General features: G+C 66.9%; 15 protein-coding genes, 2 tRNA genes and 2 pseudogenes. 2 read left to right on the plus strand and 17 right to left on the minus strand.

The window, feature by feature from the left end; translation table 11 throughout:
• From ER13_RS12575 to ER13_RS12625, 12 genes and pseudogenes are all read right to left on the minus strand, one after another.
• Positions 1–202, minus strand: a pseudogene (locus ER13_RS12575) (energy transducer TonB); the annotation flags it as partial.
• 14 nt (positions 203–216) lie between these two features.
• Positions 217–651, minus strand: a complete 435-nt coding sequence (locus ER13_RS12580) for a biopolymer transporter ExbD (protein ID WP_008259452.1) — start codon at positions 649–651, stop codon at positions 217–219.
• A 5-nt stretch (positions 652–656) separates the two neighbouring features.
• Positions 657–1,544, minus strand: coding sequence for a MotA/TolQ/ExbB proton channel family protein (locus ER13_RS12585; RefSeq protein ID WP_008258688.1), 888 nt, complete (start codon positions 1,542–1,544; stop codon positions 657–659).
• A 549-nt stretch (positions 1,545–2,093) separates the two neighbouring features.
• Positions 2,094–2,169, minus strand: a tRNA-Phe gene (locus ER13_RS12590).
• 63 nt (positions 2,170–2,232) lie between these two features.
• A complete protein-coding gene (locus ER13_RS18005) occupies positions 2,233–2,397 on the minus strand; it encodes a DNA gyrase inhibitor YacG (protein ID WP_008259215.1) in 165 nt (54 codons plus the stop codon).
• Positions 2,394–3,434, minus strand: coding sequence for a ribonuclease E/G (locus ER13_RS12595; RefSeq protein ID WP_008260569.1), 1,041 nt, complete (start codon positions 3,432–3,434; stop codon positions 2,394–2,396). Before ER13_RS12595 ends, ER13_RS18005 begins: the two co-directional genes overlap by 4 nt.
• Positions 3,431–4,006 (minus strand): nucleoside triphosphate pyrophosphatase, encoded by a 576-nt coding sequence (locus ER13_RS12600; RefSeq protein ID WP_035309734.1) that lies wholly within the window; start codon positions 4,004–4,006, stop codon positions 3,431–3,433. Before ER13_RS12600 ends, ER13_RS12595 begins: the two co-directional genes overlap by 4 nt.
• 12 nt (positions 4,007–4,018) lie before the next feature.
• Positions 4,019–4,237 (minus strand): translation initiation factor IF-1, encoded by a 219-nt coding sequence (gene infA / locus ER13_RS12605; RefSeq protein ID WP_008261544.1) that lies wholly within the window; start codon positions 4,235–4,237, stop codon positions 4,019–4,021.
• Positions 4,238–4,340: 103 nt separating this feature from the next.
• Positions 4,341–4,823 (minus strand): UPF0262 family protein, encoded by a 483-nt coding sequence (locus ER13_RS12610; RefSeq protein WP_008260730.1) that lies wholly within the window; start codon positions 4,821–4,823, stop codon positions 4,341–4,343.
• Positions 4,820–5,320 (minus strand): DUF2948 family protein, encoded by a 501-nt coding sequence (locus ER13_RS12615; RefSeq protein ID WP_035309736.1) that lies wholly within the window; start codon positions 5,318–5,320, stop codon positions 4,820–4,822. The genes ER13_RS12610 and ER13_RS12615 overlap by 4 nt, the downstream gene beginning before the upstream one ends.
• The gene (murA, locus tag ER13_RS12620) at positions 5,310–6,599 is read right to left on the minus strand and encodes a UDP-N-acetylglucosamine 1-carboxyvinyltransferase (protein ID WP_008259994.1); all 1,290 of its coding nucleotides are present in this window, start codon (positions 6,597–6,599) and stop codon (positions 5,310–5,312) included. Before murA ends, ER13_RS12615 begins: the two co-directional genes overlap by 11 nt.
• A 102-nt stretch (positions 6,600–6,701) precedes the next feature.
• Positions 6,702–6,896 (minus strand): hypothetical protein, encoded by a 195-nt coding sequence (locus ER13_RS12625; RefSeq protein WP_008264028.1) that lies wholly within the window; start codon positions 6,894–6,896, stop codon positions 6,702–6,704.
• Positions 6,897–7,006: 110 nt separating this feature from the next.
• On the opposite strand from ER13_RS12625, the gene ER13_RS12630 reads away from it, so the two are divergent.
• A tRNA-Thr gene (locus ER13_RS12630) sits at positions 7,007–7,081 on the plus strand.
• Positions 7,082–7,147: 66 nt separating this feature from the next.
• Complete coding sequence (locus tag ER13_RS12635; protein ID WP_035309743.1) at positions 7,148–8,446, plus strand: amino acid permease; 1,299 nt, start codon at positions 7,148–7,150, stop codon at positions 8,444–8,446.
• Between the two features lie 25 nt (positions 8,447–8,471).
• Here ER13_RS12635 and ER13_RS12640 read toward each other — a convergent pair whose 3' ends face one another.
• The 5 genes and pseudogenes from ER13_RS12640 to ER13_RS12660 form a co-directional block, all read right to left on the minus strand.
• The gene (locus ER13_RS12640; RefSeq protein ID WP_050771614.1) at positions 8,472–8,846 is read right to left on the minus strand and encodes a hypothetical protein; all 375 of its coding nucleotides are present in this window, start codon (positions 8,844–8,846) and stop codon (positions 8,472–8,474) included.
• A gap of 91 nt (positions 8,847–8,937) precedes the next feature.
• On the minus strand, positions 8,938–9,537 hold the full coding sequence (locus ER13_RS12645) for a hypothetical protein (protein ID WP_164952575.1): 600 nt from the start codon (positions 9,535–9,537) through the stop codon (positions 8,938–8,940).
• Between the two features lie 48 nt (positions 9,538–9,585).
• Complete coding sequence (gene msrB, locus ER13_RS12650; RefSeq protein WP_035309738.1) at positions 9,586–10,080, minus strand: peptide-methionine (R)-S-oxide reductase MsrB; 495 nt, start codon at positions 10,078–10,080, stop codon at positions 9,586–9,588.
• A gap of 74 nt (positions 10,081–10,154) precedes the next feature.
• A complete protein-coding gene (locus tag ER13_RS12655) occupies positions 10,155–11,639 on the minus strand; it encodes a hypothetical protein (RefSeq protein WP_035309740.1) in 1,485 nt (494 codons plus the stop codon).
• A gap of 124 nt (positions 11,640–11,763) precedes the next feature.
• A pseudogene (locus ER13_RS12660) lies at positions 11,764–12,036 on the minus strand (lipoate-protein ligase B); the annotation flags it as partial.

Consider the following 12,036-nt stretch of genomic DNA (forward strand, 5'->3'; position numbering starts at 1 on the left):
CGACCAACTCGACCTCGACGGACTCGTCGACGTAGTTGAACTCCTTGAGTTTGAACTTCGACTGCTGAAGGAAGAAGATCAGCAGGGCGAACAGGAGGGTGACGATCAGAAGGCAGACGATCAGTACGGGGTAGGAAACCCCCATGAAGCCCTTCTTCTTGGGTACGTCGTAACGACTGCGATGATATGCGACGTCTGTCATTCTATCTCCGCACTCTAGCTCGTCGCCTGGTCTTCGCCGACCAGTGCAACGCTGTAGAAGCCGTTATCCTGCAAAGCGTTCATGACCTGCATGAAATCACCATAGCGGGTGTTTTGGTCGCCCCGAATGAAGATCCGCTCATCGGCCGGGTTCCGGGATCCGATCTGCTTCAGCAGATCTTCGCCCAGAGAGCCGACGCTGGTCGGGAAGTCGCCCACAAAGACGTCGCCGTCGTTCTGGATCGAAATATAGACCGGCTTGGGCGGGTTCGGAGCCGCCTTAGCGACGGCGATTGGCAACTCGACCGGCACCGACACGGAAGCGAGCGGAGCCGCGACCATGAAGATGATGAGGAGGACCAACATGATGTCAACGAAAGGCGTGACGTTGATATCGCTGTTGGCCTCGACCTTGTTGCCGCCGCCGCCCGATTTAATCTTGGCGGCCATCCGTCTTACGCCCCCTTGTCGAGCTGACGCGAGATGCCGTTCAGCAGCTCGGCGGCGAAACCATCGGCGCGGGTGCCGTAGGCGGCGATGCGCGTGTTGAAGTAGTTATAGAAGACAACGGCCGGGATAGCGGCGAACAGGCCGATACCGGTGGCCAGCAGGGCCTCGGCGATACCCGGAGCAACGACGGCCAGGTTGGTCGTGTTGGATTCCGCGATGCCGATGAAGGAGTTCATGATGCCGTAAACGGTGCCGAACAGACCGACGAACGGACCGATCGAGCCGACCGAAGCCAGGAACTGCTGGCCGCCCGACAGGCGCAGGGCCAGACCGGATTGAACGGCGGCGACGGCGGCCTGGGCACGGCCCAGGGCCGAGTCGAGGTGATCGCCGGTGACCGAGAGACCGGCCTGACGCGACATTTCGACTTCTTCGGTCGCCGCAGCGGCCATGTCGGCCAGCGGGTTGCCGTCGAACTCTTCTTGCGTCGAGACGGCGCGCATGTCCGCGATGGTGCGGGCGCCGCGGAAGTTTTCGAGGAAGTTGTCGGTCTTGCGGTTCAGCGCGCCAAACTCGAACAGTTTGATGAGCAGCAGGGTCCAGGACAGGATCGAGGCCAGCAGCAGGCCGATCATGACGACCTTAACGATGACGGTCGCTTCCATGAACATGGAGATCGGGGTGATGCCGGCGCCGTGTCCGCCGCCGACGGACTCGTTCATGGTTTGCGGGTTGGCCGCGTCGGCGGCCGGAGCCATCGCCGTCGGGGCTGCTGCGGGTGCAGCGGCCGGGGTCGGCTCGGCCGGGGCCTGGGCCAGGACCGGCGAGCTCGCCATCAGCACGGCGGCGCCGGCCATGGCGAGAAGGATGTTCGTCTTTTTGCTGTTCAGCATAATTCGCCAGTTCCTGCTTGGTCTGACTCGTGGAACCAAAGGTGCGGCCGTGTCAAAGAGCCGCCCCCCAACCTGAAAATGTTTCCTTCAACGCCCCGCGTCCCATCGGGATCATCCAGGCGCTGAATTCTTTGATGGAGACGCATCCGGTTTCCCGCACCGCCCCCGTATTCGAACCGCCGGAGAACACGTCTCCTAAGAATCCGTCTGACGCCTTTGTGGGAGGACGTCCTACCCCCTTTGGCGAACCCTTACCGGAGCGTCAAGGGAGAACAGCCGGATTTCACCCGCCGGGCGAAGTTCGAGCAAGTCTTGCTCCTTTCGACCGCCAGCAGGCCGGAAAGCGACACTTTTGTGATGATTTCGCCGCGATTAGCGCAAGCTTGTTCGAAAGCCATAATCCGGAGGAGTTTTTTACTCCTCTGAGAGCGTTTCTCAGATCATCCGCCCCCAAAGCAGTCGATCAGCATCGTTTCAGATGACATCGTTCCATGGAACGAGACGCTTAGGCTTGGTCATTTCAGGGAAGGTCGGCGCGCCGACGAAAGATGGTGCCTGGAGGCGGGTTCGAACCACCGACACGCGGATTTTCAATCCGCTGCTCTACCAGCTGAGCTATCCAGGCGCCGACGCGGCGTCGCGAGAGGCGGGTCTATAGGCGAGCCGTTTCCGCCTGTCCAGCGTCGTTTCAGTCCTTTTCGCCATCATCTTCGGCACCCTCGTCCAGGGCGGCCGGGATGGCGTAGCCGCCCGTGAACCAGCGCTGCAGATCCACTTCCGAGCAGCGGCGCGAGCAGAACGGCTTGTACTTGGGATCGGCGTCGGCCTTGCGGCAGATCGGGCAGGTGCTCATCGATCAGGTCCTTCGATACGTCCACACCCGCGCCGCACATCGGCGTCGGCCCTCACCGAGGCGCGCGGCCCCATCCGGGCGGCCAGGGGGCCAAGAAGCGCGGCCTCGTCCGGCGCACAGCGCGCGACGACGCGCGCAGACCGGGTGTCGGACAACAGTCGTCGGCGCAGCGCCCGGGCCAGGGCCAGGACTTCAGTCTGGACCGACGGCCGGCGGCCGGCCTCGAACAGGATCTCTTCTATAGGGGTCCGCCGCCAGGGCAGCGACATCTGCAACAGGCCGAACCGGCTGATCGGGCCGAACACGGCCTGGGGTTCGTGGGAGAAGGCCGCGCGGGCCGCCTTGTCCCCGGCGGCCGCGTCCTCCGCATCGCCGACCAGGTCGACGACGATCAGCCCGCCCCAGTTCCGCAGGCTGATCAGCCGCGCGGCCTGGTTCAGCCCCAGGCGATTCGCCGCCGCCCGCGCCTGTTTCGGATCACGCCCCGTCCCGGCCGTATGATCAATGTCGACGGCGATCAGGGCGCGGGTGCGTTCGATGGCGAGGTCGACGCCGTGGGAGTTGAAGACATGGCGGGACGCCAGAGCCTCTTCCTCCGCCTCCGTCACCGCGTCGATGGCGGCGAGGCCCGTGGTCAAGCCCCCGCCTCCGGCGAGGTCCCGCAGCTGGGCGGCGATGCTGGGCGCGGCCTCCAGCAGGCGGGGCGCCCCCTCCCCCGGCCCAAGGCGGCGCAGAACCGCGCCCTTGCCGGCGCGCGGCTCGGCGACGACCGTCGCCTCCAGCCGTTCGCCCTGGGTCAGACGTTCATTGCGATGGAAGGGCAGAAAGGCCGGCGCGCCGGCGCCCAGATCGACGAAGGCGCCGCGCAGGCCGGGATTGATCTCGGTCACCCGGCCGACGGACCGTGCGCCCAGGCGATGCTGGGGCAGATCGCCGTCACGATGGATCAGCAGATGAGTATAGCGGCCGTCACGCAGGACCGCGCCGCGGGTCTCGCCCGGCGCCTCGTCGAGGAAGACCTCGATCTCGCCGCTCATGCCCGCCAGCCGACGCCATGCAGCAACTGCACCGCCTCATAGAGAGGCAGGCCCATGACGGCGGGATGGCTGCCGACGATTCGTTGAATGAAGGCCCCGGCCGGGCCCTGGATGCCATAGCCCCCGGCCTTGCCGCGCCAGTCGCCGGTGGCGACATAGGCGGCGATCTCGTGGTCCGACAGGGGCTTGAAGCTGACGCGGGTCTCATTGACCCGCGACGAAAGCTTGCCGTCGCGCACGACGGCCACGCCGGTGAAGACCCGGTGATTGCGGCCGGACAGCAGTTTCAGGAACCGCGTCGCCTCAGCCTCGTCCGCCGCCTTCTCCAGGAAACGTCGTCCCACGGCGACCACCGTGTCGGCGGCGATGACCACCGCGTCGGGCCGTCGCGCCGCAACCACCTGGGCCTTGGACGTGGCCAGACGTTCGGCGAGGCGCGGCGGCGTCTCGCCCTTCAGCGGCGTCTCGTCGATGTCGGCGGGATCGATATGGTCGGGCGTGATCCCGACCTGCGCCAGCAGTTCGATGCGGCGCGGACTGGCCGAGGCCAGCACCAGCTCAGGCCGGCTCATACGAGCCGTCCCTTACTTGAAGCGATAGGTGATGCGACCCTTGGTCAGGTCGTAGGGGGTCATTTCCACCAGAACCTTGTCGCCGGCCAGCACGCGGATGCGGTTCTTGCGCATCTTGCCCGCCGTGTGGGCGATGATCTCGTGGTCGTTCTCGAGCGTCACGCGAAATGTGGCGTTCGGCAGCAATTCGCTGACGGTGCCGGGAAACTCGAGCAGTTCTTCCTTAGCCATGCGGCCTCTCACGCCCGTTGAATATGCGTTCGACCCCACGCCGGGCGGGCGCGAGGGGCGGAATGGAGGGGCCTAATGCCCGAAAATGCAGAGATAGTCGAGGTCAGCCGCGACGGTAGAGGGCGCACAAGAGCGTAAACAGCCGTCGCGCCGTCTCGTGATCGACGATGATCTTGCCGTCCAGCCGCGTCTTCAGCTGTTCGGCCCCCTCGTTGTGCAGGCCGCGCCGGCCCATGTCGACCGATTCGATCTGGCTGGCCGACGAGCCGCGCAGGGCCTCGTAATAGCTGTCGCAGATCATGAGATAGTCCCTCAGCACCCCCTTCAGGGGCGTCAGGCTGATGGCGTAGGTGCGGGTGAAACCTCCGCCGTCGATGTCGAACACCAACCGGTTGTCCTGCAGCGACAGTTTCAGCCGATATCGCCCGCCCCCCTCTGCATCGTCAGGCGCGCCGACGGGTTCGAAACTGTTCTTCTCGACCAGGTCGAAGATGGCGACGCGGCGTTCGTGCTCGATCTCGGCGGTGGCGGCGGGAAGCGTGACCGTGTCCAGCTCAACCGAGACCAGCTTGTGGACGCCGCTCATGCCGGGCTCCCTTCATCGTTTTCAGGCGCGTTCAGAGGGACCGCATCCAGATGCGTCGGGGCGATCCGCGCCGGCCAGCGCTCCGAGATGTCGGTCACCACGGCGTCCAGGCATTCGACGTCGATCCTCAGATCGCCGCCGCCGGCGAACATCAGGATCACCCGCCCGCCCGGCGCCTCGGTCGGCATGAAATCCAGGGCCAGCAGTTCCAGCGAGGCGTCGGGGCTGCGCGACAGGCGCCGGCTCTTGACCGCCAGCACGTCCCCGAACTGCATGGCGCACATCACCCGCGTCCCGCCGCACTCCCAGCAGAAGCGGCTGAAGGCGATGGTCAGGGTGCGGGCGCCCTTTTCCCAGACGATGTCGACCGGCCGCAGGATGGCGTCCTGAAGCGCGGCGGAGATGATCTGCAGATCGTCGGCGTCCTCGGCCAGCAGGCGCAGCGGTTCTACCGGCGCCTTGGCTTCCGTGACGACGCCGTCGATCTCAGTGCTCATCACCTGTTCCTTTAATCCGTCGGATATCCGCCCCGCACGCGCCCAGCTTCTCCTCCAAACGCTCGAACCCGCGATCCAGATGATAAACCCGGCCGACCGTCGTCTCGCCCTCGGCGACCAGGCCGGCGATGACCAGGCACATGGAGGCCCGCAGGTCGGTGGCCATCACCTGGGCCCCGTGCAGCCCCTCGACCCCCTTGACCTGGGCCTCGCCGGCGTGAACCGAGATCTCTGCCCCCAGCCGGGCCAGTTCCGGCACATGCATGAACCGGTTCTCGAAAATGGTCTCGCGCACGGTGCTGACGCCATCGGCCGTGGTCATGAGGGCCATGAACTGGGCCTGCAGATCGGTGGCGAAGCCGGGATAGATGGCGGTCTCGATATCGACCGCCTGCAACCGCACCTTCGGATCGCGCTTGATCAACACGCCGTCGGCGGTCGGCGACACCTCGACGCCCGCCTCGATCATCTTGTCGGTCAGGGCCCCGATCAGTTCGGCCCGCGCCTTGGTCAGACGCACCTCGCCCCCCGCCATGGCGGCGGCGACGGCGTAGGAGCCCATTTCGATTCGGTCGGGAATCACCGACCAGGTCGTTCCGTTCAGCGACGAGACGCCGGTGATGGTCAGGACGTCAGTGTCGATCCCCTCGATCTTCGCCCCCATGGCGGTCAGGCAGCGGGCCAGGTCGCCGATCTCGGGCTCGCGCGCGGCGCGGCGCAGCACGGTCGTGCCCTGGGCCAGCACCGCGGCCAGCAGGGCGTGTTCGGTGGCGCCGACCGAGACGAAGGGAAACTCGATCTCAGCGCCCTTCAGACCCGACGGAGCCTTGGCGGTGACATAGCCTTCATCCAGTTCGATCTCGGCGCCGAGCGCGGTCAGGGCCTGGAGGTGCAGATCCACCGGACGGGCGCCGATGGTGCAGCCGCCGGGCAGCGACACCTTGGCCTCGCCCGTGCGGGCCAGCAGCGGGCCCAGCACGTTGAACGAGGCCCGCATCTGCCGCACCAGATCATAGGGGGCGAAGGTCGAAGTCAGGGCCTTGGCGTGGAACAGACTCTCCTGCCCGTCCGCCCCATCCCGTTCCGTCACCTCGATGCCGAACTGGCGCAGCAGTTGGCCCAGGAAGCGGGTGTCCGCCAGACGCGGCATATTGGTCAGCAGCAAGGGCTGATCCGTCAGGATCGAGGCGGCCATCAGCTTGATGGCGGAATTCTTGGCGCCGCTGACGGGAATATCCCCGAAAAGCTGGGCGCCGCCCTGAATGGCGATGCTGTCCATGACGTCCTTAAGCGCGCCCGAAGCAAACGCCTCGGGGGGAGGGTTCTCTAGCAAGCCGGCGCGCGCTTGCCAAAGGGCGGAACGGGCGCGTGCCGATGACTTTCAGTTGCTGTCTTTTGGCGGGGCGGGCGTGCGGGCCGGCGCCTTGCGACGTCGCAGGTTGGCGCGCAGGGCCGAAGCCAGGCGGATGGCCCGGTCCGCCTTGGCCCGTTCGACCTCCGACGGCGCCGAAATCTCGGGGGGCGAGGCCGCTGCGGCGGCGGGCGGCGTGTCGGCGTCAGGCGGGGGACGAGTCATGCCCGGATCATGCCGCGATCAGGAGCCGTGTCCAAACTTTCTTTCAGATCGTCAAAAAGCCGCTTCCCTCCCCGGAAGGGTTTGGCTATACGGCCGCTTCCTCAGTCGGGGCCGCCGTAGCTCAGTGGTAGAGCGCATCCTTGGTAAGGCTGAGGTCGTGGGTTCGATTCCCCCCGGCGGCACCATCTGAGACTGAAAAGGCCCGGCGCAAGCCGGGCCTTTTTGTTATGCGCGATCAGGAGAAGACCGGCATGATCGACACGCGGAAGACGGAGCCGCGCAAGCTGGGCTGGGCGCTGGCCGCCCTGCTCGTCACCGGAAACATGATCGGCTCGGGGGTCTATCTGCTGCCCGCCTCCCTGGCCTCGATCGGCAGTTCCAGCATGGTCGGCTGGGTCGTGGCCGCAATCGGCGCCCTGCTGCTGGCCGGGGTCTTCGCGGGCCTGGGGCGCAGGCTGCCCGCCGCCGACGGCCTGTCGGGCTATGCCGAACAGGGACTGGGTCGGTTCTTCGGCTATCAGGCCTCGATCGGCTACTGGGTCGGCAACTGGCTGGGCAATGTCGCCATCGCCGTGGCCGCCACCGGCTATCTGGCGCATTTCTTCCCGGTGCTGGCGGAACGCTGGCCCAGCGCGATCTGCAATATCGCCCTGCTGTGGCTGACCACCTTCCTCTATATGGCCGGACCGCGCGCCGTGGCGCGTTTCGGCGGTCTGTCGCTGGGAATCGGCCTGATTCCCCTGGCCATAGCCGCCGTCGCCGGCGCCATGGCCTTCGATCCCCAGATTTTCGCCGCCTCCTGGTCGCCGGACGGCGCCGGGCTGGCGGCCAGCGTGCCCGCCTCGATGGCCCTGATCTTCTGGGCCTTCCTCGGCTTCGAGAGCGCCGGGGTCGTGGCCCAGCGCCTGAAGAACCCCGAGCGCGACGTCGGCCGCGCCACCTTCGCCGGGGTCGGCCTGGCGGCGGTCATCTATATCGCGGTCAGCGCGGCGATCTTCGGGGTGATTCCGGCCGCTGAATTGGCGAAATCCAGCAGCCCCTTCGCCGATGTCGCCGCACGGGTGATCGGCGGCGGCGCGGCGGGCTTCGTCGCCGTCTGCGCCATCGCCAAGACCCTGGGCACCCTGGGCGGCTGGATGATGCTGACCGGCGAGACCGCCCGCGCCGGGGCCCGCCAGGGCTTCCTGCCCCGCGTCTTCGGCCGGGGCGCCCTGACCCCGCCCGCCAATCCGCTGATCCACGGCGGCCTGATGACCCTGATGGTGCTGATCAGCGCCCAGCCGCGCCTGGCCGGCCAGTTCAGCCTGCTGATCGGCGCGACCACCGTGCTGTTCCTGGTCGTCTACGGCCTGTGCTGCGCCGCCCTGTTCCGGTTCAGCGACCGCTGGCCCGCGCGCCTGGCCGCCCTGGGCGGACTGGGCTTCTGCGGCTGGGCGGTCGTGATGTCGGGCTGGACCTTCCTGGGCATCGCCCTGGCCTTCTTCGCCGCGACGACAGTGGGATGGGCGTTTGTTCGCAAGACGAACGATCCGACGGAGATGTCTGTTTAGGGACTTCGGGCGGACGTCAAGGACTTCAGCCAAGGGTGGGAAAGGAACAGCAACCTGCTGAGTGCGTCTCCAGGAAGAGGGCTCGCCGCAGCGCCTGATACTGTTTGAAGGTGGTGTCGCCGAACGCATCGTCGCGGCTCGCGGGAAGATCCTCGTAAGCGATCTGCCCTCCAAACTGACTGCTGGTCAGGTCGATGCGTGTGTCGTCTATCAGATTATAGAAGTGATAGTTCGGTCCCACTCTGGTCTTAAGGATGCGACCGCCAAGCAAGTCGTTGACCACCAGCGCCGTAACACTGCACTGGCCAAGAGCTGGGTTATCGCGCGTCCATGTGGTCGCTGTCTCCACCGACCACGCAGATTTCAAACGTCCTTCAAGTTCGTTTAGCGCCAGCGCCATAATTCGATGGTCTCACCGTAGGCGAGTGTCCGCAACAGATCGATTGGCGGCTTCAACGACCAGCCAAAAACCGGACTAATCGATACAAGCCTCAGTCGTAGGCCGACAGCCCCCGCCGCCACGAATCGCGCTCATCGGCGTCCTTGTCCTTGCTCCAGCTGAACCCCATCGACAGCGACTTGCTGGTCGAATCGGCGCCGTAGCCGCGGCCGGACCAGCCGCCGTAGGGAGAATAAAAGCCCGGCCCGCGCAGGCCGTATCCACCGCTATAGCCGTAACCCCAGGGTTCGTTGCGGCCCTCGCGATAGGCCAGGTCCAGCCGCCCGTTTTCGCCGACCGGCAGGGACACCGCCGCGCCATAGCTGCGGTAACCGCCCGTGCCGATGCCCGCCTCGACCATGCCGTGCATCTGGCGGTCGTCCTGAGGGCCGGGCGCGGGGGCTTCGTCGAAGCTGGCGCCGGGAGTGCGGCTGTCGATCCAGTGCTGGATCTGCTGTTCAGTGGTCAGGCCGTGGGGCGCGGCGTCCTGGGCCGTGGGGGCGGCGACGGCGGCCTCGGGCGCGGCGGCCATGGCCTGGGCCAGGGTCGGAGCGTTCGAGGGCGCGGTCGTGACCACGCCGTCGGGATCGCCGCCCGACATCGCGCCCGGCATCGTCAGAGCCATACCCGCCAAGAGTCCTGCGATCAGCATGCGCCGCCTCCGTTCGAAATCATCCTAGCACAGCGAATGCGGCCAAGGTCAGGCGTCACCGTCGCCGCGGTGCAACGGATCCGGCAGGGGTTCGCCCTCGGCCACGAAGCTCAGGGCCACCGAGTTGATGCAGTAGCGGTTGCCGGTCGGCGGCGGGCCGTCAGGGAAGACGTGGCCCTGGTGGCTGCCGCAGCGGGCGCACTGGGTCTCGATGCGGACCATGCCGTAGCTGGTGTCGCGGATTTCATGGACATGGGCCGGATCGACCGGCTCGGTGAAGCTGGGCCAGCCGGTGCCGCTCTCGAACTTGGTGCGGCTGCGGAACAGGGGCAGGCCGCATTCGCGGCAGCAGAAGACCCCGGCCCGCTTCTCGCCCAGCAGGGTGCCGCAGAAGGGCGCCTCGGTGCCGTGCGACAGCAGGACGCGCTTCTCCTCGGGGTTCAGGTCGGCTTCCAGCCGGGCGCGTTCGGTGTCGTCCGGCGGGGTCAGGTCATAGCCGGAGGGCGAGCGCAGGCGGTCGGACGGGGGGGCGAGATCGGTCATGACCTCCAAATAAGAAGGGGCGGGCCGAGGTTCCACCCCTGCCCGCCCCCGCAGTCCATTCGATCCGGACGATTTTACTGGAACAGAGTTCCCACCCAGGCGCGGACAGCGGCCTCGTCGGTCGGATCGCCGGTGTAGGCCAGGCCCTGGGCCGGGGTGAAGGGCATGTCATTGCCGCGCTGGCGGGTCATCCAGGCCTTGTGACCATAGCTGAGGTCCGCATAGTTCGACGGCAGGCGCAGGACGGTGGGCTCGATGAAGATCGAGTCCTCGGCCGTCACCGATCCGGCCAGGCGCACGTTCGGCAGACGGGTCAGCAGGTCCAGCGTGTCCAGGCAGCCGCTGGTGCAGCCGCCGTCCACCAGAACGATCACCGGACCGGCGACCGGATTGGCCGTGCCGGCGTCCGGAACCGACGGGCGGCCCGGCAGGGTGAAGGTCGCCTGACCGGCGGCCAGGGCCGAGTCGAAGGCGGCGACGATGGCCTGGGTCTGTTCGATGACCGCGCCCGATTCCTGTACGAAGCGCGGATCGGCCTGCATGCGGTTCAGGGTGTCGACGAACCACTGACGGTTGGCCGGGGTGGCGCGATAGGTGATGGAGCCGGCCTCGGGCTGGCGGCTGACGGTGAACTCGGGCGTCCAGATCCGGTTGGCCAGGCCATAGCCCCGGCCCGTGGCGTTCAGCGACGCGCCATTGGCGCCCCGCAGGTCGATGACAAAGCCCTGAGGCCCGCGGAGGGCGGCCAACTGGCCTTCGACCGCAGCATAGAAGGCGTCCCAGCCCGCTTCGTCGGCCAGACTATGGACATGGACCCAGGGACGGCCGTTGACCGTCTCGATCGCCAGGGGATTGGCCGGCGGCATATAGACGGTGGCGCGATAGGCGGTTTCCAGCGCTCCGGCCTCGACGGGTTGGGGCTGCATCTGGAACTCACGCTCCCGACGGCCGACCTTGAAGGTGCAGAGCGACGGCACGCCGCTGGTCAGCGGATTGTTGCGGTTCCACAGCAGATAGGGGGCCGTGCGGACGCGGCCGGCCTCGGTCGTCAGATCGCCTTCCCAACGGTCCAGACGTTCGTCAGCCAGTTGCGCCGCAGTCTTGTCGCCGCATTTCACCAGGGTCGAGCCGACCGGCGGAAGGCTGCGTACGCCGGGCTTCACATAGGAGACCACATATTCGCCGTTGCGCCACGCCGTCGTCAGACCCGGCCAGCCGATGGCGAAATAGGGACCCAGACCTTCATAGGTGGGGCGGGTCGCGATGTTCGAATCGCGGAAACCGTTGGCGTAATAGCGCAGCAGATAGGCGTGGCTGTCGCCGCTGTTGACGCGGCCCGCCTTGCTCTGGGCGTCGGCCAGGCCGATGTCGATCCAGGCCCGGAAGGCCTCGCCCGGCGCGCCGGGCACGACGGCGGCGGGGTGATTGGCGGCCAGGACGTCATGGACCGTCTGCAGGTCCTGCTGCGCAAGGGCGCGGAAATCCTGGGCGGAGGCGGCGCCGGCGGCCAGTGTCAGGGACACGACGGCGGCCGAGGCGGCGGCGATCAGGCGGTTCATGGAGGCTCCTAGGCTTGGGCGATAAGCTGGCGCCGTCGTTAAACCTTATGCCTCCCACGCTTGCCAACCCCCGCCGCCGTCCTTTCGCCCAAATGTCATACCGATTGCGGCGAAGCGGCGCAGGTCAGAGGGGGGAAGCCGTTTCGACGGTCGCGCCGAAAAGATGATGAAAACTGGTCTTCAGCGCCGCGTCCGCCTCGTCCATGGTGGCCAGAACGCCCAGATCGACCAGGCTGGTGACCCCGTGCTCCTGGATGCCGCAGGGCACGATGCCGCCGAAATGATCCAGATCCGGCTCCACGTTCAGGCTGACGCCGTGGAAGCTGACCCATTTGCGCACCTTGACGCCGATGGCGGCGATCTTGTCCTCACGGCTCCAGCCCGCGCCCTTGCGCTC

It is taken from the genome of Brevundimonas sp. EAKA, from assembly GCF_000698025.1.
Lineage (GTDB): Bacteria > Pseudomonadota > Alphaproteobacteria > Caulobacterales > Caulobacteraceae > Brevundimonas > Brevundimonas mediterranea_A.